This window comes from Streptomyces sp. NPDC001848 (assembly GCF_042891915.1).
Taxonomy (GTDB): Bacteria; Actinomycetota; Actinomycetes; order Streptomycetales; family Streptomycetaceae; genus Streptomyces.
Genome location: NZ_JBIATP010000005.1, coordinates 159,277 through 180,174, shown reverse-complemented (window position 1 = coordinate 180,174; position 20,898 = coordinate 159,277). Strand labels below are relative to the sequence as shown.

At 71.0% G+C, this 20,898-nt stretch carries 24 protein-coding genes and 1 pseudogene; 14 read left to right on the top strand and 11 right to left on the bottom strand.

From position 1 onward, the window contains the following. Window positions 1–128: 128 nt before the first annotated feature. Window positions 129–593: a DUF6214 family protein gene (locus ACFYZJ_RS12140; protein WP_388566647.1), complete on the top strand. Its 465-nt coding sequence runs from the start codon at window positions 129–131 to the stop codon at window positions 591–593. 30 nt (window positions 594–623) lie between these two features. Here ACFYZJ_RS12140 and ACFYZJ_RS12135 read toward each other — a convergent pair whose 3' ends face one another. Beyond that, on the bottom strand, window positions 624–1,202 hold the full coding sequence (locus ACFYZJ_RS12135; protein ID WP_388566012.1) for a DUF305 domain-containing protein: 579 nt from the start codon (window positions 1,200–1,202) through the stop codon (window positions 624–626). Between ACFYZJ_RS12135 and ACFYZJ_RS12130 the strand changes: the two genes are divergently transcribed. Further along, window positions 1,090–2,592 carry an LVIVD repeat-containing protein gene (locus tag ACFYZJ_RS12130; protein WP_388566010.1) on the top strand — a complete coding sequence of 501 codons (1,503 nt, stop codon included), beginning with the start codon at window positions 1,090–1,092 and terminating at the stop codon, window positions 2,590–2,592. The genes ACFYZJ_RS12135 and ACFYZJ_RS12130 overlap by 113 nt on opposite strands. Here ACFYZJ_RS12130 and ACFYZJ_RS12125 read toward each other — a convergent pair. Next, the gene (locus tag ACFYZJ_RS12125) at window positions 2,580–3,263 is read right to left on the bottom strand and encodes a TetR/AcrR family transcriptional regulator (RefSeq protein ID WP_388566008.1); all 684 of its coding nucleotides are present in this window, start codon (window positions 3,261–3,263) and stop codon (window positions 2,580–2,582) included. The genes ACFYZJ_RS12130 and ACFYZJ_RS12125 overlap by 13 nt on opposite strands. 210 nt (window positions 3,264–3,473) lie before the next feature. Between ACFYZJ_RS12125 and ACFYZJ_RS12120 the strand changes: the two genes are divergently transcribed. Beyond that, on the top strand, window positions 3,474–3,719 hold the full coding sequence (locus tag ACFYZJ_RS12120) for a DUF2630 family protein (RefSeq protein ID WP_388566006.1): 246 nt from the start codon (window positions 3,474–3,476) through the stop codon (window positions 3,717–3,719). Between the two features lie 21 nt (window positions 3,720–3,740). On the opposite strand, the gene ACFYZJ_RS12115 is transcribed toward ACFYZJ_RS12120, so the two are convergent. The 4 genes from ACFYZJ_RS12115 to ACFYZJ_RS12100 form a co-directional block, all read right to left on the bottom strand. Further along, window positions 3,741–4,439: an HAD family hydrolase gene (locus ACFYZJ_RS12115; protein ID WP_388566003.1), complete on the bottom strand. Its 699-nt coding sequence runs from the start codon at window positions 4,437–4,439 to the stop codon at window positions 3,741–3,743. A 31-nt stretch (window positions 4,440–4,470) separates the two neighbouring features. After that, window positions 4,471–5,178 carry a phosphatase PAP2 family protein gene (locus ACFYZJ_RS12110; RefSeq protein ID WP_388566000.1) on the bottom strand — a complete coding sequence of 236 codons (708 nt, stop codon included), beginning with the start codon at window positions 5,176–5,178 and terminating at the stop codon, window positions 4,471–4,473. A gap of 64 nt (window positions 5,179–5,242) precedes the next feature. Continuing rightward, window positions 5,243–6,178 (bottom strand): M56 family metallopeptidase, encoded by a 936-nt coding sequence (locus ACFYZJ_RS12105; RefSeq protein ID WP_388565998.1) that lies wholly within the window; start codon window positions 6,176–6,178, stop codon window positions 5,243–5,245. Window positions 6,179–6,297: 119 nt separating this feature from the next. Next, complete coding sequence (locus ACFYZJ_RS12100; RefSeq protein ID WP_388565995.1) at window positions 6,298–6,843, bottom strand: DUF5134 domain-containing protein; 546 nt, start codon at window positions 6,841–6,843, stop codon at window positions 6,298–6,300. Window positions 6,844–7,019: 176 nt separating this feature from the next. Between ACFYZJ_RS12100 and ACFYZJ_RS12095 the strand changes: the two are divergent. Continuing rightward, window positions 7,020–8,591 (top strand): annotated as a pseudogene (locus tag ACFYZJ_RS12095) (FUSC family protein). A gap of 35 nt (window positions 8,592–8,626) precedes the next feature. After that, the gene (locus tag ACFYZJ_RS12090) at window positions 8,627–9,193 is read left to right on the top strand and encodes a MarR family winged helix-turn-helix transcriptional regulator (RefSeq protein WP_388565993.1); all 567 of its coding nucleotides are present in this window, start codon (window positions 8,627–8,629) and stop codon (window positions 9,191–9,193) included. Window positions 9,194–9,287: 94 nt separating this feature from the next. Here the strand turns inward: ACFYZJ_RS12090 and ACFYZJ_RS12085 are convergent, their stop codons facing one another. Both ACFYZJ_RS12085 and ACFYZJ_RS12080 read right to left on the bottom strand, forming a co-directional pair. Beyond that, complete coding sequence (locus ACFYZJ_RS12085; protein WP_388565990.1) at window positions 9,288–10,052, bottom strand: VOC family protein; 765 nt, start codon at window positions 10,050–10,052, stop codon at window positions 9,288–9,290. A 61-nt stretch (window positions 10,053–10,113) separates the two neighbouring features. Then, window positions 10,114–10,506 (bottom strand): VOC family protein, encoded by a 393-nt coding sequence (locus ACFYZJ_RS12080; RefSeq protein ID WP_388565988.1) that lies wholly within the window; start codon window positions 10,504–10,506, stop codon window positions 10,114–10,116. A gap of 74 nt (window positions 10,507–10,580) precedes the next feature. Between ACFYZJ_RS12080 and ACFYZJ_RS12075 the strand changes: the two genes are divergently transcribed. Further along, the gene (locus tag ACFYZJ_RS12075) at window positions 10,581–11,138 is read left to right on the top strand and encodes a GNAT family N-acetyltransferase (RefSeq protein WP_388565985.1); all 558 of its coding nucleotides are present in this window, start codon (window positions 10,581–10,583) and stop codon (window positions 11,136–11,138) included. Between the two features lie 15 nt (window positions 11,139–11,153). On the opposite strand, the gene ACFYZJ_RS12070 is transcribed toward ACFYZJ_RS12075, so the two are convergent. Next, complete coding sequence (locus ACFYZJ_RS12070; protein ID WP_388565983.1) at window positions 11,154–11,837, bottom strand: glycerophosphodiester phosphodiesterase; 684 nt, start codon at window positions 11,835–11,837, stop codon at window positions 11,154–11,156. A gap of 421 nt (window positions 11,838–12,258) precedes the next feature. On the opposite strand from ACFYZJ_RS12070, the gene ACFYZJ_RS12065 reads away from it, so the two are divergent. The 4 genes from ACFYZJ_RS12065 (at window position 12,259) to ACFYZJ_RS12050 (ending at window position 16,186) form a co-directional block, all read left to right on the top strand. After that, window positions 12,259–13,656 carry a DUF6421 family protein gene (locus ACFYZJ_RS12065; RefSeq protein ID WP_388565980.1) on the top strand — a complete coding sequence of 466 codons (1,398 nt, stop codon included), beginning with the start codon at window positions 12,259–12,261 and terminating at the stop codon, window positions 13,654–13,656. A 41-nt stretch (window positions 13,657–13,697) separates the two neighbouring features. Further along, on the top strand, window positions 13,698–14,450 hold the full coding sequence (locus ACFYZJ_RS12060; protein WP_388566644.1) for an SDR family NAD(P)-dependent oxidoreductase: 753 nt from the start codon (window positions 13,698–13,700) through the stop codon (window positions 14,448–14,450). Then, on the top strand, window positions 14,447–15,517 hold the full coding sequence (locus tag ACFYZJ_RS12055) for a threonine aldolase family protein (protein ID WP_388565978.1): 1,071 nt from the start codon (window positions 14,447–14,449) through the stop codon (window positions 15,515–15,517). Before ACFYZJ_RS12060 ends, ACFYZJ_RS12055 begins: the two co-directional genes overlap by 4 nt. 75 nt (window positions 15,518–15,592) lie before the next feature. Further along, the gene (locus ACFYZJ_RS12050) at window positions 15,593–16,186 is read left to right on the top strand and encodes a transglutaminase domain-containing protein (protein WP_388565976.1); all 594 of its coding nucleotides are present in this window, start codon (window positions 15,593–15,595) and stop codon (window positions 16,184–16,186) included. A gap of 18 nt (window positions 16,187–16,204) precedes the next feature. Here ACFYZJ_RS12050 and ACFYZJ_RS12045 read toward each other — a convergent pair whose 3' ends face one another. Next, the gene (locus ACFYZJ_RS12045) at window positions 16,205–16,933 is read right to left on the bottom strand and encodes a lysophospholipid acyltransferase family protein (RefSeq protein WP_388565973.1); all 729 of its coding nucleotides are present in this window, start codon (window positions 16,931–16,933) and stop codon (window positions 16,205–16,207) included. Window positions 16,934–17,115: 182 nt separating this feature from the next. Then, window positions 17,116–17,532: a DUF4395 domain-containing protein gene (locus ACFYZJ_RS12040; protein ID WP_388565971.1), complete on the bottom strand. Its 417-nt coding sequence runs from the start codon at window positions 17,530–17,532 to the stop codon at window positions 17,116–17,118. A gap of 75 nt (window positions 17,533–17,607) precedes the next feature. On the opposite strand from ACFYZJ_RS12040, the gene ACFYZJ_RS12035 reads away from it, so the two are divergent. The 4 genes from ACFYZJ_RS12035 to ACFYZJ_RS12020 all read left to right on the top strand — a co-directional run bounded on the left by ACFYZJ_RS12035 (window position 17,608) and on the right by ACFYZJ_RS12020 (window position 20,736). After that, window positions 17,608–18,021 (top strand): thioredoxin family protein, encoded by a 414-nt coding sequence (locus ACFYZJ_RS12035; RefSeq protein WP_388565968.1) that lies wholly within the window; start codon window positions 17,608–17,610, stop codon window positions 18,019–18,021. Window positions 18,022–18,226: 205 nt separating this feature from the next. After that, window positions 18,227–18,736 (top strand): flavin reductase family protein, encoded by a 510-nt coding sequence (locus ACFYZJ_RS12030; RefSeq protein WP_388565966.1) that lies wholly within the window; start codon window positions 18,227–18,229, stop codon window positions 18,734–18,736. Between the two features lie 194 nt (window positions 18,737–18,930). Continuing rightward, window positions 18,931–19,716, top strand: a complete 786-nt coding sequence (locus ACFYZJ_RS12025; protein ID WP_388565963.1) for an electron transfer flavoprotein subunit beta/FixA family protein — start codon at window positions 18,931–18,933, stop codon at window positions 19,714–19,716. Window positions 19,717–19,773: 57 nt separating this feature from the next. Beyond that, window positions 19,774–20,736 carry an electron transfer flavoprotein subunit alpha/FixB family protein gene (locus ACFYZJ_RS12020; RefSeq protein WP_388565960.1) on the top strand — a complete coding sequence of 321 codons (963 nt, stop codon included), beginning with the start codon at window positions 19,774–19,776 and terminating at the stop codon, window positions 20,734–20,736. Window positions 20,737–20,898: the final 162 nt, after the last annotated feature.

The window sequence follows — 20,898 nt, the reverse complement described above, 5'->3', positions numbered from 1 at the left end:
GACGGGGTGCGGTGCGCGCTCCTTCTGTGCGTGGCTCTCCGCATGGTATGTGATCATTCATTTACGTTCCGTATGTGCTGGAAGTGTCCTTTCAGGATTTTTCCGATCGTTCACGGTCGGATGTGCCGGTGGCGGTGTGGCCCGCGTGGGAAGTGCGGGAGCGCGGGAGCGTCACGTCGTGGTATGCGGTCCGGCTCGATCTGCCCGATGGCGGCCGGGTCGACGTCCTCGCCGTGGTCGCGGGCGGTGGCGTGTCGATCGAGGAGGTGCGGGCCCAGCCGCCCCTGTCGCTCGGCGATCTGACGGCCCTCGCCGACTGGATCGAGGAACCGCTGCTCGAGGCGTGCGGTGTGGACTCCGGGTCGCCGCACGAGCCCCTGGGGGCACCGGCGGACCGGCCCCGCCCTGCCTGGCCGCGTGGCGTCGAGGGGTGGCGCCTGGTCGCGGAGGAGTATCGCGCGGCCCAGGGCGAGGGCGTCGATCCGGTGTACGCGGTCATGTGTGCGACGGGGCGCAGCCGACGCCGCTCGCTGAAACTGATCGCCGGGGCGCGCGACGCCGGCTTCCTGACCCCGCGTCACATCAGGAGCTGATGGGGCGGGAACGCCGCGCGAGCGAGCCCCTCACAGCATCTGGCGCATGCGGCTCATCTCGCTCGTCTGCTGTGCGATCACGTCGTCGGCCATCTCCTCGATCCGGATGTTGTTGCCCTCGGCCTTCACGTCCGCCGCCATCGTGACGGCGCCGCCGTGATGAGTGATCATCAGCTTGAGGAACAACTCGTCGAACGCCTTGCCCTCGGCCGCGCGCAACCGCTTCAGCTGGGCTTCGGTCGCCATGCCGGGCATCGGGTCGTGCTGGTGCGAGCTGCCGTGGTCCTCTTTCGCATGTGCCGTCAACCAGGCTTCCAGCGAGGCGATTTCGGGCTGCTGCGCGGCCGTGATCCGTTCCGCGAGTCGTTTCACCGCATCCGACTCGGCCCGCCGCGGCGCCAGTTGCGTCATCTCAAGCGCCTGCCGGTGATGGTCGATCATCATTCGTGCGTAGGAGAAGTCCGCCGCGTTCGGAGTGTCGTCCTCCGCGCGCCGCTTGCCGGCCTCCTCGGCGGAGAGTGTCTCCACCCGGCGCAGACGCCTGGGAGTCGGCGCTGCGGCGGCCGGACTCCTGGCCGCACTGCTCACGGCCCAACCCGCGGCCGCCACCCCCGATCCCGGAGACGCCGCGGCCTCCCGCCAGGTGTCCGAGAGCGCCGAGACGCAGGCGAGGAAGGCGATCGCGGACGGCGCGATACCCGGCCAGGACGAGATCGTCCACTCCACCAACGTGCAGCACCTGGCCAACGTCCCCAAGGACGCGCTTCCCGGCTTCACGGACCTGGCCTTCCAGGGCAGATACGCCTTCGCCGGCAACTACGACGGCTTCCGCATCTTCGACATCGCCGACCCCAAGGCCCCGAAGACGGTCGCCCAGGTCCTGTGCCCGGGCTCGCAGAACGACGTCTCCGTCTCCGGCAACCTGCTCTTCCTGTCCACCGACTCCTCGCGCAGCGACAGCAGTTGCAACAGCACCACACAGCCCGCGACCGAGAAGTCGTCGTGGGAGGGCAGGAAGGTCTTCGACATCACCGACAAGACGAACCCCAGGTATGTCGCGGCCGTCGAGACCGCCTGCGGCTCGCACACGCACTCGCTGGTACCGAAGCGCGACAACGTCTACATCTACGTCTCCTCGTACTCGCCGAGCAGCACGTTCCCCGACTGCCAACCGCCGCACGACGGCATCTCGGTCATCAAGGCGCCGCGCAAGGCGCCCGAGAAGGCCGCGGTGGTGGGCTTCCCGGTGCTCTTCCCCGGTGAAGGACCGGACGGCGGCGGCAACCCCGGCTCACCCACCAACCCCGGCGTCGCCAAGACCACCGGCTGCCACGACATCACCGTGCTGCCCTCCAAGGACCTCGCGGCGGGCGCCTGCATGGGTGACGGCATCCTGATGTCCGTCAAGGACCCGGAGCATCCGAAGGTCATCGACCGGGTCCAGGACAACGTGAACTTCGCGTTCTGGCACTCGGCCACCTTCAACCAGAAGGCGGACAAGGTGGTCTTCACCGACGAGCTGGGCGGAGGCGGCGCGGCCACCTGCAATGCGCAGACCGGCCCGAACCGCGGCGCGGACGGCGTCCACGACATCGTCGGCAGGGGCGAGGGCCGCAAGCTCGTCTTCCGCGGCCACTACAAGATCCCGCGCCACCAGGCGGACACCGAGAACTGCGTTGCCCACAACGGGTCGCTGATCCCGGTCAAGGGCCGCGACCTCATGGTCCAGGCGTGGTACCAGGGCGGCGTCAGCGTCTGGGAGTTCACCGACTCCGCACACCCCGAGGAAATCGCCTACCTCGAGCGCGGACCGCTCTCCACGGGCACCCTCACCGTCGGCGGCTCCTGGTCGGCGTACCACTACGACGGGTACATCTACTCGAACGACATCGCGAAGGGTTTCGACGTCCTGAAGCTGACCGACCGCCGCACGGACCCCGCGCAACGGGTCCGGCTCCGTGAGCTGAACGTCCAGACGCAGCCGGACTACTTCGGCTGACCACTCGTCCGAGGTGGGCGGTCCTCCGTCGCGAAGAACCGCGACAGGTCGGGGTCGTACGCCTCGTCGGTCCCCTCGGGGGCCGGCGGCGCACCCATCTCCCAGGCGAGGCCGTAGCGCTCGAACAACTCGGCCCGCAGGACGGCCCGTGGCATGGGAACGCCCGGCACCAGCGCCGCATAGACCGCGCCCATCAGCAGGGCCCGCAGCATCGGGTAGTCGGTGTCCGGGTCCGCCGAGCCGTGCCGGGCCACCGTGTCCCGCAGCAGTTCCGCCAGCCGCTGCTGCTCGGGGCACTGCACGAACCCCTCGGCCTGCAGGATCCCCGCCATGTGCTGGCGCATCAGCACGGGATGGTGCACGGTCAGGCCCAGGATCGCGTCGATGGCCCGCGCCATCCGCTCCCGGCCGTCCTCGGTGCGCGGCTCCCGCTCCAGGGCCTCCTGCAGGGTGCGGTGCATCAGCCGGTGCACGGCCGACTGGAGGAGCTGCCGCTTGCCGGGGAAGTAGTACGACACCAGGCCCCGCGCCGAGCCGGCGCGGTCCGCGATGTCGCCGAGCGTCGTCGCGTCGTAGCCGCGCTCGCTGACCAGTTCCACGGCAGCGTGCAGAAGCCGCTCGCGGGAACGCCGCCGCAATTCTTCATTGACCGAGGCGCTGCGCGGCGACATCCTGGACTCCTGCGTTGACTGGCTGCCAACCAACTATACTCAGTGCGTCCCGGAACCGCGCCTCGCCGGCCGGCTCCGGGCGGCGCCTGCCCCGGGCCACGCGGGGGATGGTCCGGGGCAGGCGCGCACTCCTCGTCGCCCGCCACATGTGTCGCACAGCCGGTGATCCCTCCCTAGAGTGGGCAGCAATCACCGAGGAGGCGGACAGAGATGGATCAGGACAAGATCCTGGGCAGGATTTCGGCGATGGTGGAGGAGGAGCGCGTCCTGCGGGAGGCGGTGTCGTCCGGCCGGATCGACAGCGCGACGGAGCAGGAGCGGCTCGGCGAGCTGGAACGCGCCCTGGACCAGTGCTGGGACCTGCTGCGCCAGCGCCGCGCCAAGGCCGAGTTCGGCGAGAACCCGGACGAGGCACAGGTCCGCCCGGCGTCGCAGGTCGAGGGCTACGAGAGCTGAGAGCCGAGGCGCGCGCCAGGCTCAGTCGATCAGGTCCAGCACGGGACGGAGCCCGTCCGGGCGCTCGGTCACCGTGCGGTGTTCCACGAAGTGCACCGCGCAGCCCAGGTCCGCCGCGCCGCCGTCGGCGCGGCGGTCGTCGCCGACCATCAGCGTGTCCTCAGGGCCGACGCCGAGCGCCTCGCAGGCGAGGGCGAACAGCCGGGTGTCCGGCTTCTGGATGCCGTGTTCGTACGACAGCACGTACGCGTCCACGTACCGGTCGACGCCGTGCTCGCGGAAGACGGGACGCAGGTCCCAGCCGATGTTGCTGACCACGCCGACGGCCACCCCGCGCTCGCGCAGCGCGGCCAGCACCTCGACCGTGTCGGGGTAGGGCTGCCAGGCGGCGGGCGTCATGTGGCGGTCGTACAGCGCGTCGTGCAGCCGCGCGTCCGGCAGTTCCACCCGACGGGAGAGCCCGGTGTACGCGGCTCGGTGCGCCTCGGCGCTGCGGTCCCGCACCGCCCACAGCGCGGCCAGGTCGTCCGGCAGCGGACCCGCGGGGGAGGAACCGCCCGCCAGCGCGCCCGCGGCCTCCAGTTGCGCCGCGAGCCGTGGCAACTCGTTTTCGGGTAGCGGCGTGTCGGCCTCCGCGAGCACCGCGCGCAGCCACGACTCGGTCGACTCGATGCGGAAGAGGGTCCCGGAGAAGTCGAAGAGGACGCCCTTGATCGCCATGGGCCGATCCTTCGGGACACGCTGCACACGGTCAAGGACGCCGTTCGCGCCGGAGCGGCGCCTCCACCCCTGGGCACCACCGTTCGTACGAAGCCACCGCGAGCGCGACCAGCAGGGCCCCCAGCAACCAGCCGCCCAGCACGTCCGACGGCCAGTGCACGCCCAGCCAGACGCGGGTCAGACCGACGCCCACCACCGAGACCACGGCCACCGTGAGCGCCGTACGCCACAAGAGGCGCCCGGCGTCGTACCGGTGCAGGAGCCACAGCAGCAGTCCGCACACCACGGTCGCCGTCATGGCGTGACCGGAGGGGAAGGCCGCGTAGTGGGCGGAGTCGACGGGATTCGGCCACACCGGGCGCGGGCGGTCGACGGCCGCCTTGAGCGCGTTCTGCGCCAGCGCGGCGAACGCGCATGTGGCCGCCACCCACAGTGCGAGCCAGGGCGCTCTGCGCCGCCACAACAGCCGGACAACGGCGGCCGCGCACAGAACGCGCATGGTCTGGGGGTCCCACACCCAGTCCGTGAGGACCCGGGACACGCGCGTGATGTCCCGGTGTTCGACCGCCCAGCGGTGCGTGGTCGTCGCGATGTCGCCGTCGAGCGACATGAGCGGACGCCAGGAGACGGCGACCAGCACCAGGAGCACCACCGACGAGGCGGCGAGGGCGGCGGCGGTGAGTGCCCCGATCCGCGGGCTCGGTGGACGGGGCGGTGAGTCGACGGTCGCGGGGTGCATACCGTGATCCTCGCCGACACCTGCGGCCATGGGTCAAGTCCGGGCCGCGGGGCGCCTGCCATGACTACCCGAGTGCGCGCAGCCCTGGTACGAACGCCACCAGCACCGGAATCACCGGCACCAGGGCCGCGGTCGCCGTCAGCCGCAGCCGCCGCGCCGCCGGGAGCCGGTCCGGGGGGGTGAGGAGGCGGTGCACACGCTGCGGAACATGGGCCTGCGGGGTGGGGCAGGGCCCGAACACGCCCCGGCCCTGGTTGAGTTCCACCAGCGCCAGCGCGGTGGTGAGGCGGCCATGGCGGCGGGAGGCCATGTCGTCGGCGGCGAGTTCCACCAGCCGGTGCATCTCGTCGCGGAACGCGGCGAAGACGGGCACCTGGGGAAACCCGTTGGCCAGTGCGGCCGAGGAGTGCAGCAGCCAGTGGTGCCGGGCCCGCGCGTGGCCCTGCTCATGGGCGAGCACGGCGTCCAGTTGTCTGCCCTTGAGTCGGCGCAACGCAGCCGTGGTGATGACCAGTTGGGGTGTCGGCCCGGGCAGCCACCAGGCGTCCGGGCGCTCCCCCTCCAGCACCACCAGCCGGTCGCCGCGCGGTTGCTCGCCGGGCAACAACGGGGCCCGCACGAGGAGTTCGGCGCGGCTGTGCCGACGGCGCGCCCGTGCCCGGGAGACCTCCCGGACCAGCATCGCCGCGCTCCACACGCCGCCGCACGCCAGTGCCACGGCGGTCGTCGCGGCCCATGGGCTCCCCGTGCTCAGCGCGTAGGCGGCCACGACCGAGTGCGGCGCGGGGGCGAACACATGACCCCGCACGGCCGTCCACGCGGCGGCCGCGCTCAGCGTCATCGACAGCACGCAGCACACCAGGACCGCCGCCACCACGCACTGCCACACCCACAGGGCGACCACCGGTTCGCGGTCGGGCCAGTCCGCCCGGGCGAGCAGCCGCGGAGCGAGGACGGCGGTCAGGGCGCCGAGCAGCAGCAGTGCCGCGGGGACCATCATGGGGCGAAGCCTATGAGTCGAGCGGGGGCACGGCCTACGCACTGTCGCGGCAAAGTGACGCACGCCACGGTTGCGCAGTGCCGTCTCCCACGGTCGATCGGATGCGGCCGGCGCCCGTGTCACAGCGTGAGGAGCATCGCCAGCATCGCGATCGCCATGGACAGGCGGCAGGCGCGCGCGAGTTCGGGCCGGTCGCCCCAGCCCGTGCCGGGTGCACCCCCGGCGGTGGCCACCGCCACCGCCGGCACCAGCCGTACTCCGGACCACAGCACATAGACCGTGAAGTAGAGCAGCAGTGTCCCGGTCAGCGGCGATACGCCGCCGTGGGTGTGGTGTCCCGGCGAGGCGGCCATCGCCGCCGCCATGTAGACCATGGCGCACGCGCCTATCAGATGGTGCAGATGGTGGGCGCCGCGCCGGGCCTCCCACAGGGCCCGCACGGCCGCCCCGCCGAAGACCACGGCGTAGGCGATCCACACGGCGCGCGGCGGCACGGCGACCGCGGCGGGCACCGCCATCACCGCCATGCCGAACCCCATCAGCGCCTCGCCGCCCGCGGCCCGGCGCTGTTCCTCGACGGTGCTGCGCATCCGCAGCAGACAGTAGGCCCCGGTCGCCGCGCACAGCGCGACGAGCAGCCAGCCGGGCGAAGCAGATCCGTGCACCGCGCACCTCCCCGCTGGACGGTCTCTGACGGTCACCGAGGGCATGCCCGTGACGCAGGGTGCGCACGCGAGCGCACAGGGGTACGGGGGGAGCGCGGGGATCGCACGGCAGGCCGGTGCCAGGTCCCCGGAGTCGAATTCATTTACTGGTAAAATACCTGCTAAACTTTTCTCGCATGAGCAGTGTCACCCCCCGAACCCCCCGAGTGCGCCCTCTGCCCCTCTCCGGCCATCTGGCCTCGGCCGGCCCTCCGAGATCTGGTCCAAGCCCGCACTGAGCGTGGTCGCCGCGGTCGCACCGCCGAACCTGACGCTGCTCGTCCTCGGCCGCCTCGACCTGGCCGTCTACACGATGGCGGGCTCGCTGTGCGCCCTCTACGCGCACCACCGCCCCTACGCCGCTCGTGCCCTGACCCTCGTCCGGGTCGTCCTCGGCATGCTCGGCGGCCTCGCCGTCGCCCTGGTCGCCGCGTCCCTGACCGCGAACGCCATGGTTCTGGTGACCGTGGGTGCCCTCCTCGCGGCCGTGCAGAAGGCTCTCTGCGACGCGGCCCGCATCGGGCCGCCCGGCAACGTGATCTTCACCTTCGTCAGCTCGGCGTCCCTGTTCGCCCCGCAGACCCTGGGGCAGGTCCCCGGCCACCTCGGTCTCGCCGCCGCGGCGGGTGCCTGGTCCTGGATCGTCGGCATGGCCCCCGGCCTGCTGCGCCCGCACGGCCCGGAGCGCCGTGCCACCGCCCACGCCCTGAGCGCCGCCGCCGTGTTCGTCGACACCGGGGCGGCCACCGCCCGGGCCGGTGCCGCGGCCGCCATACACACCGCCTGGCAGTCGCTGCTGTCCACCGGCGCCGGCTCCGCATCCCGGCCCGCCCTGGCACGGCTCGTCGTCCGTGCCGAGGTCGCGCTCGCGGCGCCCGACGACACCGACCCCCGGCGGCTGCGTGCCTGGGCCCGCGACCTGCGCGGCACCGGGGCCGTCCCGCAGCCCGACGACCCCGGCGGGATGGCCGACGAGCTCCTGGGTGTGGAGGCCGAACTCGCAAGCCCGCGGCGCCTCCTGCACCACGCTCTCGGCCCGCTCGCCCCCATCGCCCTGCGCACCGCCCTCGGCTGCGCCCTCGCCGGATACGTCTCCCTCGCGCTCGGCGTCGGCCGCCCGTACTGGGCGCTGGTCACCGCCGCCTCGCTCTACCAGGCCAACATCACCCTCACCTGGCGCCGAGGCGTCCAACGGGTCATCGGCAACCTCCTCGGCGTCCTGCTCTTCGCGGCCATCGCCCCGCTCGCGCACCTGAACCAGCTCGCCCTGGTGCTGTGCGGCCTGGTCTTCAACTTCGGCGCCGAGGCGCTGATCAGCCGCAACTACTGGCTGGGCAGCGTCTGCGTGACCCCGATGGCCCTGCTCATCACCGAGTTCGCCCGCTACCAGGAACCCGCCGCACTGATGGCCGACCGGGTCCTGGACACCCTCATCGGGGGTCGTCACCAACCGGCGCGCCGGTGATCGCCTCGACCGCGCTCTCGCCGCCGCGGACCGAGCCCGCGAGCGCGCGGCCTGGATCCTGGCCACCGAGCACGCCGAGCCGGGGACCCTGGAAGCCGCACGCCGCGCTCTCGCCGCAGCCCTCGTGGAGCTGCGCGCCACGGCCGACGCCGCGGCCGGCGAGTGGTGGCAACGCGCCCTGCCCGAGGAGCGGGTGCTGCGCGTCGAACAGGCCGGACACCGTACGCTCGCCGCGACGGTATGACGGCAGCAACCGCACACCTCGGAAGGCGCACGGACATGACGGCAGTGAACGGACCGACGACGCGGTCGCAGGGCGGTGCCGCCGGACGGGCGCCGGTCACGGGTGACACCGTTGCCGCCGTCGTGCGCCAGTGGCGGGCCGTCCGCCCCGACATCGACACCGGGCCCATGGAGATCATCGGCCGTGTCAACCGCTGCGCCGCCCTGCTCCAGCAGGCCGAGGACGCCCCGCTGCGCCGCGCCGGGCTGACCCGGCCGGAGTTCGACGTCCTCGGCACGCTGCGCCGTACGGGACACGAGCTGACGCCCGGAGAGCTGGCCCGGGAGACGTTCTCCTCCGGCGCTGCGGTCACCAAGCGGATCAAGCAGCTCGCCGAGCGGGGCCTCGTCGAGCGGCGCGGTGACACCCGCGACCGCCGAGTCGCGCATGTCCATCTGACGGAGGCGGGCCGCGAGCTGGTCGACGCCGTCCTGCCCGAGCAGCTGTCGTACGAGACCGCCGTCCTGTCCGGACTCGACACCGATGACCGGCATCAACTCGCCACGCTGCTCGGCGAGTTGCTCGTCCAGCTGGAGGGCCGGCTCGGCGCGCCGCGCGGCTGACGGCGCACACCGGCGGAATTCGCGATCACGGCCGTTCCCCTCGACTCGACGTCGTCCGCCGAGCGGGAGCGGCACCCGGGCTCGAAGACCGACCCTAGCCTTCCTCACCTGCGGCATGGATGCCGAACACCGCGCCCTGCGGGTCCTTCAGGACGGCGATGCGCGGGCCGTCCGGGACCGAGGTGGGTTCCATGAGGACGCCCGCGCCCGCCTGTGTCGCGACCTGTGCCGTGGCGTCGACGTCCTCCACCGCGAAGTACGGCAGCCAGTGCGACGGCACCTCGGGCGGGAACCGGTCGCCCATCGTCACCATGCCGCCGAAGTCGGCGCCCTCGACGCCCCACTGCGTGTACTGCTCGGCCGGGTGCACGCTCCAGCCGAAGACGGTCGTGTAGAAGTCGGTGACCCGCTCGGGAACCCGGGTCAGCAGTTCCACCCAGCCGAGCGAGCCCGGCGCGTTGAGCAGCCCGGCCCCGGGGAAGGCCCGCGGCTGCCACATCTGGAAGACGGCGCCGCCCGGGTCGCCCGCGACCGTGAAACGGCCCGCGTCGAAGACGTCCATCGGCCCCAGGAGCACCGTGCCGCCGGCCGAGCGCACCGCCTCCGCCGCGGCGTCCGCGTCGGCGACCGAGAACGTCACGTTCCAGGCGACCGGCTGCGACTCCTGGTAGAGCGGGGCGAGGGCCGCTACCGCCGCGTCGCCGAGGTGCGCGATGGTGTAGCCGCCCGCCTCCGGCCGCGGGTCCGTCTCCGGCCGCCAGCCGAACAGTTCGGTGTAGAACCGCTTGGCGGCCTCCAGATCGCTGGTGCCCAGTTCCGTCCAGCAGGGCCCGCCGGTCACCGGTGCGTCGAGCTTCATGCGGCACCTCCGCCACTGATGTCCCCCTCACCACGCTAAGCCCGCTCCTGGCGGGGCGGCATCAGGTGCCCGGGCGGTACCGCAGGGGATGGTCGTCCGGAACCTCCACGAGCACGATCTCGGTGCCGTCCGGGTCCTCGATCCACATCTCGATCAGACCCCACGGCTCCTTCACCGGCGGCCGTACGATCGTGACCCCGGCGTCGGCCAGTTCCGCGTGTGCGGCGGCCACGTCCTGTACCTGCAGCCACAGTTTCAGGGCGGGCGAGGGTGGGGTCTCGCTGCGGCCGGCCACCTCGAGGAAGCCCCCGCCGAGGAAGTACACGACCCCGCGATCGGGTCCCGTACCGAACTCCCTGTACACCGGGAGCCCGAGTTTCCCGCCGTAGAACGCCCGGGAGCGCTCCGGGTCGGTCGGGCGCAGGAGGGTGCGGCTGCTCAGCACGTGGACCATACATGCGGAGCCTAGTGGGCGGGTTACCCTCATCGATGCTCACGCCGCGCAACCGAACACGGAGAAGCATCCCAATGGACAGCCCCGCCAACGCCGACACCGCCATGACCGGTCTGACCTTCCGCGACGCCACCGAGGCCGACATCGACGCGCTGGTCGCGCTGATCGAGTCGGCGTACCGCGGCGACGCCAGCCGGGCCGGCTGGACCACCGAGGCGGACATCCTCGAGGGCCAGCGGACCGACCCGGAGGGCGTGCTCGAGGTCGTCAAGTCGCCCGACAGCCGGCTGCTGACCGTGGAGCGGGACGGGGCGATCATCGCCTGCTGCCAGATCGAGCGCCGCGGCGACCACGCCTACTTCGGGATGTTCGCGGTCAGCCCCACGCTGCAGGGCGGCGGGCTCGGCAAGGTGGTCATCGCCGAGGCGGAGCGTACGGCCCGCGAGACGTGGGGCGTCAAGGAGATGCAGATGACCGTCATCTCCGTCCGGAACGACCTCATCGCCTGGTACGAGCGGCGCGGCTACCGCCGTACGGGACAGATGAGCCCCTTCCCGTACGGCGACGAGCGCTTCGGTATCCCCCAGCGCGACGACCTCCAGTTCGAGCTGCTGGTCAAGCCGCTGGTGTGACTGTGTGCGGGGAGGTCACGCCGTGAAGCGGCCGGTGCGCCTGATCTCCGGGTAGTCGGTGGTCGCGCCGTCCAGCTCCAGCGCGCGGACGAGCCGCAGGTGCTCCGGGGTGTTGACGACCCAGCCGATGATCCTCAGGCCCGCCTCGCGCGCGTGCTCGACGACCTCCAGGGTCAGCCGGCGGATGTTGAGGCACACGGTCGCCGCGCCGGCCTCGACGGCGCGCTCCACGACGTCGGTGCCGTAGCGACTCGCGATCAGCGCCGTGCGGACGCCCGGCACCAGCCGGGCGATCTCCGCGACCGCCTCGCCGTGGAACGAGGACACCTCCACCCGGCCGGCCAGATCGCGGCGGTGCATCACCTCGGCCAGCGCCCGTGCCGCCGCCACGTCCTTGATCTCCGCCTGGATCGGCGTCCGCACCGCGTCCAGGACCTCCTCGAAGACGGGGACGCGTTCACCACGGCCCGCGTCGAGCGCGCGCAACTCGGCGAGGGTCTTCTCCGCGATCGGCCCCGTACCGTCGGTCGTACGGTCCACCTGGTCATCGTGCATGACCACGAGGGCACCGTCCTTGCTCAGATGGAGATCGAGCTCGACCAGATCCAGTCCCGCGCGTTCGGCGGCGACGAAGGACCGGAGGGTGTTCTCGGGTTCGACACCCATCACTCCGCGGTGACCGATGGTGAGGAAGTTCAAGGTTCGGCTCGCTTCCGTCGACGGCGGCTCGGGCAGCCGCGCGGTGCTCCCGGGCCGGCGCGGCTCGGCCGCAGCCTAACGGCCCGGCCGCGTCGCGAACCCGGTCGTGCCGGGGCCCGGGGGCGCACGGAACGGCGCGAAACCGGACTGAGCGGCCGGTCCGGTGTCACCCCCGGGTGGGCGCGTCTCGCCCGTGTTGACCGTGCTGTGCCCTACGGCGATGGCCTGAAGTCGCCCTTCTGCCCCGGAGATCGTTCCCGAACAAACGTTCAGTGGAAGTCGTTGCGTTGCCGATGCTGCGCAGGAAAAAGAGCGGTGAAGCGGGTTGCAAGCAGGATAATTTTTCGACTGTCCCCTTGCTGGGGGAAACCCCGTATGCATACGGTGTGCTTACGAGAGGTTCTCCCGTGAAGGATGGGTCATGACGGAAATTCTTGTGCAGTTGGGTTCGGAGGAGCAGGTTCCTCCGCAGGACAGGGTGGTGGACCACCCGGCTTGGCCCGTGCTCAAGGATGCCGTGGAGCGAATCCGGCCATGGCAGTCCAAGGACGGTTCGATCGACTTCGACGCCGAGGGCGCCCCGGAGCGCGCGGCGGCCGAGGCCGCCGTCCGCCGTGTGGCACAGGCCGTGGCGGAGCTCTCCCCGCTGCTGCCGCACGACGCCGCCTACCACGAGGCGCTCGTGAGGGACCTGCACCGGTGGGCCGACGAGGGCTTCCCGGTGCCCGACTTCCTGGACTCGCTGCTGGCCTTCCAGCCCGCCGCGAACCGCCGGGACGGCCTCCAGCACCTGGTCGTCTTCCCGATGTACACGCAGAACGGCAACCCGGACCGCAACCTCGAGGCGGTCGTGCTGCGCATGGTCTGGCCCGACTGGCTGGCCGAGCTGGAGCGCATCCGCTACGACAACCCGCTGTTCTGCGGCATCAAGTTCGAGGACTTCACCACGGGCTACGACACCAACTCCGCCGTGCTGTTCCCGGAGACCATCGCCGTGCGCGAGGCGCCGGAGAGGTTCTCCTGGGGCGGCATCTTCTGCGACCGTGAGGCAGCCCGCTTCCGCCGCGTGACGGCTGCCGCCGTCGACATCCTGGGCCTTCAGCTGCCCGAGGACATCGCCGCGATGGTCCACGACCAGAAGCGCTGCGAAGAGGCCTTCGTGCTGTGGGACATGGTCCACGACCGCACCCACAGCCACGGCGACCTGCCGTTCGACCCCTTCATGATCAAGCAGCGCCAGCCGTTCTGGATGTACGGCCTGGAGGAGCTGCGCTGCGACCTCACCGCCTTCAAGGAGGCCGTGAAGCTCCAGGCCGACGGCGTGCCGCAGGCCCGCGACGTGCAGTACGCGGTGCTGTTCGACCGCATGTTCCGTTTCCCGGTCACCGGCGAGCGCGTGCGCAACTACGACGGTCTTGGCGGCCAGCTGCTCTTCGCCTACCTGCACAAGCACGACGTCGTGCGCTGGACCGACAACAAGCTCGCCATCGACTGGGAGCGCGCCCCGCAGGTCACCAACCAGCTGTGCGCCGAGATCGAGAAGCTGTACCGGGACGGCATCGACCGCCCCAAGCTCGTGCACTGGTTCGCCGGGTACGAACTGGTCTCCACCTACCTCGCCCCGCACCCGGGTTCCAAGTGGGCCAAGGGCCCGGATGCCCTCGATCTGACCCAGCCGCCGCGTAAGCTCGTGGACGACGTGCTTCCGGACGAGTTTCCGCTGAGCATGTTCTATGAGGCGTTGCAGAAGAAGCTCAAGAACGTGATCGCCTCGACGAAGGGCATCACGGCTCAGGCGGCCGAGCGGGTTGCCGCATGAGCACTCTGGGAACCGGTACGGCCGCTCGGCAGGAGGCGAAGATGCGGAACGGGAACGGGCCACTGAGCGGCGCGGTGATCGCGGTGGCGGGCGCGGGCGGACCGGCCGGCCGGGCGGCGCTGCTGCGGCTCGCCGAAGCGGGGGCCACCGTCGTCGGTTCGGACAACGACCCCGAGCGGCTCGCGGAGGCCGTGGACGCGGCCCGATACGCGTACGGCGGCGCCACGGTCACCGGTGACACCGTGGACCTGCTCGACCTGCAGTCCACCCGCGACTGGGCCGCCCACGTCGAGAAGGACTTCGGCCGGGTCGACGGTCTGGTGCACCTCGTCGGCGGCTGGCGCGGCAGCGAGACCTTCACCAGGACCAAGCTCGACGACTGGGACCTGCTCGAACTGCTGCTCATCCGCACGGTGCAGCACACCTCGCTCGCCTTCTTCGACGCCCTGCAGCGCAGCGACCGCGGCCGGTACGTCCTGATCAGCGCGGCGGGCGCGAGCAAGCCCACCGCCGGCAACGCCTCCTACGCCGCCGCGAAGGCCGCCGCCGAGGCCTGGACGCTGGCCATGGCCGACGCCTTCAACAAGGCGAAGGGCGAGGGCGAGCTGACGTCGGCGGCTGCCATCCTGGTGGTGAAGGCGCTGGTGCACGACGCGATGCGCGCCGACCGCCCCAACGCGAAGTTCGCGGGCTTCACCGACGTCAAGGACCTGGCGGAGGCCATCGCCGGAGTCTGGGACAAGCCCGCCGCCGAAGTGAACGGAAACCGTCTGTGGCTGACCGAGAAGCCGTGAACCCTCCCAGGACCGACGCGCGCCGTCATCACGACCCGGAGGTCCGCGGTTTCGCCAGCGACAACTACGCCGGGGCACACCCGGAGGTGCTCGCCGCCCTGGCCCTGGCCAACGGCGGGCACCAGGTCGCGTACGGCGAGGACGCGTACACCGAGAACCTCCAGCGGATCATCCGCAGCCACTTCGGTGCCACGGCCGAGGCCTTCCCGGTCTTCAACGGCACCGGAGCGAACGTCGTGGCGCTCCAGGCGGTCACCGACCGCTGGGGCGCGGTGATCTGCGCGGAGTCCGCCCACATCAACGTCGACGAGTGCGGGGCGCCGGAGCGCGTGGGCGGCCTCAAGCTGCTCACCGTGCCGACGCCGGACGGCAAGCTCACACCCGATCTGATCGACCGGCAGGCGTACGGCTGGGAGGACGAGCACCGCGCGATGCCGCAGGTCGTCTCGATCGCCCAGAGCACCGAGCTGGGCACCCTCTACACCCCCGAGGAGATCCGCGCGATCTGCGAGCACGCCCACGCGCGGGGCATGAAGGTGCACCTGGACGGCTCCCGGATAGCCAACGCGGCCGCCGCCCTGGACGTGCCGATGCGGACGTTCACCAACGCGGTCGGCGTGGACATCCTCTCCCTGGGCGGGACGAAGAACGGTGCGCTGTTCGGCGAGGCCGTGGTCGTCATCAACCAGGACGCCGTCCGCCACATGAAGCACCTGCGCAAGCTGTCCATGCAGCTCGCCTCCAAGATGCGTTTCGTCTCGGTGCAGTTGGAGGCCCTGCTCGCCAAGGACCTGTGGCTGCGCAACGCCCGCCACGCCAACGAGATGGCCCAGCGCCTCGCCGAGGGCGTGCGGGCGGTCCACGGCGTCGAGATCCTCTACCCGGTCCAGTCCAACGCGGTCTTCGCCCGGCTGCCGCACGACGTGAGCGAGCGCCTGCAGAAGCGGTTCCGCTTCTACTTCTGGGACGAGGCCGCGGGCGACGTCCGCTGGATGTGCGCCTTCGACACCACCGAGGACGACGTGGACCGGTTCGTGGCGGCCCTCAAGGAGGAGATGGCCCGCTAGCAGCCTATGCATAGGTATGCGGTCGCCCGAAAAGTCATTGACGCTCGGGTGGCCGCATTCCTATGCTCTGCGGGCATGGAGCTGATCCAGGAAAACCCCGATCTGTCCGCGTACTTGGCCGTCGACGAGGTCATCGACCATGACCATCCGCTGGTGAGCAAGACGGCCGCCCGCCTGACGAAGGATGTTCGGGACTCGTATGCCTATGCGCAGGCGGCCTATGAATTCGTCCGTGACACCATCCCGCACTCCGCCGACAGCGGTGACATGCGGGTCACCTGGCGCGCCTCCGACGTCCTGCAGCAACGCACCGGCATCTGCCACGCCAAGGCGCACGCGCTGGCGGCGCTGCTGCGGGCCGAGGACATCCCGACGGCTCTGTGCTACCAGCGGCTGGCGCACGACGACGGCGGCGGTCATGCCGTGCACGGTCTGGTTGCCGTGCGGTTCCACGGCGCCTGGCACCGGCAGGATCCCCGCGGCAACAAACCGGGCGTCGACGCACAGTTCTCTCTGGACGGGGAGCGGCTCGCCTGGATTCCCGACGAAGGGCTCGGTGAGGCGGATCATCCGGTCCTGTACGCCGCACCTCACCCGGCGGTGGTGAGGGCCCTTGAGTCCGCGCCCGATCGGCCGACCCTCTGGAAGATGCTCCCCACCACACTCTGAGGCGGGATGACCTGGGTGTCAGCGCACCTCGGCCGCGCGCAGCTCCTCCGGGGTCGGCGCGGTGCCACCGAGGTGGGCCGGCAGCCACCAGGTGTCCTCCGGGCCCTTGGGCCGCCCCGGGTAGGCGCGCTGCGCGGCCTCGAGCAACTCCTGGACCCGCTCGCGCAGCTGACGGGTGAGGACGCCGGCGTATGACTCACGGGGGGCCTCGATCGCCTCGCCCACCCGGATCGTGACCGGGGTGTGGCTGCGCCCGAAGTTGCGCGGATGACCCTTGGTCCACAGTCGCTGGGTGCCCCACAGTGCCATCGGGACCAACGGAACGCCTGCCTCCTGGGCGAGGCGCACGGCGCCCGACTTGAAGCTCTTCAGGGTGAACGACTGCGAGATCGTCGCCTCCGGGAAGACGCCGACCACCTCTCCCGACTTCAGCGAGTCCAGCGCGTGCTCGTACGCCTTCTCGCCCTGTTTGCGATCCACCGGGATGTGCTTCATCGCGCGCATCAACGGGCCGGAGATGCGGTGCCGGAACACGGACTCCTTGGCCATGAAGCGCACCAGGCGCTTCTGCGGCAGCGCCGCCAGGCCGTTGAAGATGAAGTCGAGGTAGCTGATGTGGTTGCTCACCAGCACCGCACCGCCGGAGCGGGGGATGTTCTGCGACCCCTCGCAGTCGATCTTCAGGTCCCATGCCTTGAACATCGTGAGGGCGAGACCGATGACGGGACGGTAGACGAGCTCAGCCATGGACGGGAACGGACCCTTCTCTCTGCCTGGGAAGGGACTCCCGGCGGGAAGTTACGCAGCCGTAGGTTTACGGCTTGCCGCAGATCGTGCCCGAAGAACGGACGCGGGGCCAGTCCTGGTGCCCGTGTACGGCGAGATCCTCGTCACGTCAGCCGTTCGCAGCACCCGGGTCTGATGCGCAGTCAGTGCCCACGGGCCGCGACACGCCGCATGAGCAGGTAAGCCTCGCACCCCAGGCAGTACCCGAAAGCGGCGTTGAGGAAGGCGGCGGCGAGCGCCGCCCCGGCGGCCGCCGGCCCCAGCCACCGCGGACCCGCGGTGTAGCCGACCAGCCCGACGACGGCGAAGAAGAGCCCGACCGCCTGGGCGAACTGCGGCGGCTGCGGCGCCTCGAACTCCGCCGGCGGCCCGAGCCGCGGGCGAACGACCCTCCGGAACAGCCATCCGTACGGTGAACGTGTCACGCCGCCGGCCGCGCCCAGCGCGAACGCCAGCAACTGCCAGGCCAGCAGCCAGGCGTTGCCGGTGACCAGGACCACGGCCAGCACAACGGTCGTCACGGCGGCCCCGAAGCGCGGCCCTCTCACATCGATGTCCATGAATCAAGCATTCCGCATGAGAATCGGATCGGGGAGCCGGGAATCTTTGCGGTCTGGTGAACGCTGGAGCAGACGATGACGGGACTTGTGGTGTGCGTGGCCGTGCTCGTGCTGGCGAGCGCGTACGGAGTGCTGCACCGGCGGCGGAGCGGGAGGGTGAGAGTGCGCGGGCGCGACGAGGGAAAGCGGCTCGGCGCGGCGGAGTTGGGCCAAGGACTCGGCGAGCGGGCGACGCTCGTGCAGTTCTCCAGCGCCTTCTGCGCTCCCTGCCGGGCCACGCGCCGGGTCCTCACCGAGGTGGCCGACATGGTTCCGGGGGTGACCCACATCGAGATCGACGCCGAGGCGCACCTCGACCTCGTGCGCGAACTCGGCATCCTGAAGACGCCCACGGTCCTGGTCCTCGACGCCGACGGGCGGGTCGTGCGCCGAGCCACCGGTCAGCCTCGCAGGGCCGACGTCATCGCGGCGCTGGGGGAGGCGGTTTGACGGTTGTGCCCACGACGGTGACGTGCCTCCCGTATGCCGGGACGCACTTGACTGCGTCTACCACCTATCGTCAGCCTGACCGTATGCCCCCTGAACTCCTTCTCTTCGAGCGTGTCCACGTGGATCTGGCACGCACCGCGAGTGCCTGCTGTCCGGCGTGCTGAGCACCCACGGACCCCAGCCACCTCTCCCAGAAGGACATCGCATGAGGGCCACGCCCGACGTCGTCACCCATCGGCTCGCCTCCCCGGACCTGCTCCGTTCGGTCTTCCGGCGGCACGCGGCCGGAGTCGCCGTGATCACCGCCCAGGGCGGCGGCAGGCCGGTCGGCTTCACCGCCACCTCCCTGTCCTCCGTCTCCGCCGAGCCCCCGCTCGTCTCCTTCGGCATCGGCGTCGGCTCCTCCAGCTGGCCCGTCGTCTCGGAAGCCGAGCACATCGGCGTGCACATACTCGGTGAGCACCAGGAGGACCTGGCCGGCACTTTCGCCACGAGCGGTGCCGACCGGTTCGGGGCGCCGACCAGCTGGCGCGAGGGCCCGGAGGGGGTGCCCCTTCTGGACGACGTCCTCGCCTGGCTCGTGTGCCGCGTGGTGGCCCGGGTGCCCGCCGGGGACCACCGCATCGTCCTCGCCGAGGTAGTCCTCGGTGATCCCTCGGGTGCCGGACGCCCTCTCCTCTACCACCAGGGCCGGTTCAACGGCCTGCGTGACTGAGCCTCCCGGCCGGTTACACAGCGTTGTCAACGTCACAGTTCAAAGCGCTTGCTTAGCGGGCATCCACTCGATGTACTGGTGAGTAATATTTCGTTCGGAGCGCGGGGTCGCCCCGACCGGGATCGGCCGCTTCAGGCGCCTATGCTGCCTGCAAGAAGGCAGCCCAGAAATGACGATGCAGTAGGAGAGCCGGCGTGAGCTTGAGGATCGTTGTCACTGTGAAGTACGTGCCCGACGCCACTGGCGACCGGCACTTCGCCGATGACCTGACCGTCGACCGGGACGACGTGGACGGTCTGCTCTCCGAGCTCGACGAGTACGCGGTCGAGCAGGCGCTGCAGATCGCGGAGAACGCGGACGACGCCGAGGTCACCGTTTTGACGGTGGGCCCCGAAGACGCCAAGGACGCGCTGCGCAAGGCGCTGTCCATGGGCGCCGACAAGGCGATCCACGTGGAGGACGACGACCTGCACGGCACGGACGCCATCGGCACCTCGCTGGTGCTGGCCAAGGCGATCGAGAAGGCCGGCTACGACCTGGTGATCTCCGGCATGGCCTCCACCGACGGCACCATGGGTGTCGTACCCGCGCTGCTGGCCGAGCGTCTGGGTGTGCCGCAGGTGACCCTGCTGTCCGAGGTTTCCGTCGAGGACGGCGTGGTCAAGGGCCGCCGGGACGGCGACGCCGCCTCCGAGCAGCTCCAGGCGTCCCTGCCGGCCGTCGTGTCGGTGACGGACCAGTCGGGGGAGGCCCGTTACCCGTCCTTCAAGGGCATCATGGCGGCCAAGAAGAAGCCGGTGGAGTCCTGGGACCTGTCCGACCTGGAGATCGACGCCGAGGAGGTCGGTCTCGAGGGTGCTTACACCAAGGTCGAGTCGGCGGCCGAGCGTCCGGCGCGCACCGCGGGCACGATCGTCAAGGACGAGGGCGAGGGCGGCAAGCAGCTCGCTGAGTTCCTCGCGAGCCAGAAGTTCATCTAAGGGATCGACTCCCTTACCGTCCCTCAGACTTCGCAATCCGCAAGGAGATCCGTTCCCATGGCTGAAGTTCTCGTCTACGTCGACCACGTGGACGGTGCCGTCCGCAAGCCCACCCTGGAGCTGCTGACCCTGGCCCGCCGCATCGGCGAGCCGGTCGCCGTCGCCCTCGGCTCCGGTGCCGAGAACACCGCCGCCGCGCTCGCCGAGCACGGCGCGGTCAAGGTCCTCACCCACGACGCCTCCGAGTACGCCGACTACCTGGTCGTGCCGAAGGTGGATGCCCTGCAGGCCGCCTACGAGCAGGTGTCCCCGGCCGCCGTGCTGGTCCCGTCCTCCGCGGAGGGCAAGGAGATCGCCGCACGTCTGGCGCTGCGCATCGGCTCGGGCATCATCACCGACGCCGTCGACCTTGAGGCCGGCGACGAGGGCCCGGTGGCCACCCAGTCGGTGTTCGCCGCCTCCTTCACCACCAAGTCCCGTGTCAGCAAGGGCACCCCGGTCATCACCGTGAAGCCGAACTCGGCCGCCGTGGAGGCCGCCCCGGCCGCGGGCACGGTCGAGGCCCTGAACGTCACCTTCTCCGAGAAGGCGACCGGTACGAAGATCACCGGCCGTACGCCGCGTGAGTCGACCGGCCGCCCGGAGCTCACCGAGGCCGCGATCGTGGTCTCCGGTGGCCGTGGCGTGGGCGGCGCGGAGAACTTCTCGCTCATCGAGACCCTCGCCGACTCCCTGGGTGCGGCAGTCGGCGCCTCGCGTGCGGCGGTGGACGCGGGCTGGTACCCGCACACCAACCAGGTCGGCCAGACCGGTAAGAGCGTGTCCCCGCAGCTGTACATCGCGACCGGCATCTCCGGTGCGATCCAGCACCGTGCCGGTATGCAGACGTCCAAGACGATCGTGGCGATCAACAAGGACGCCGAGGCGCCGATCTTCGACCTGGTCGACTACGGCGTGGTCGGCGACCTGTTCGAGGTCGTCCCGCAGCTCACCGAGCAGATCAAGGCCCGCAAGGGCTGAGCCGCCCCACGGCTGCGAGGCCCTCGTGACCGCCCCGGCGCGGTCGCGGGGGCCTTCGTTCGTCCCAGGGCCGGGACGCCCGCCCGAGCAGACGGCCGCGCGGGAACCGCCCGCCGAGCGAGGAGGTGTTGACCAGCGGCAAGGGCCATGGATAGCTTCGCT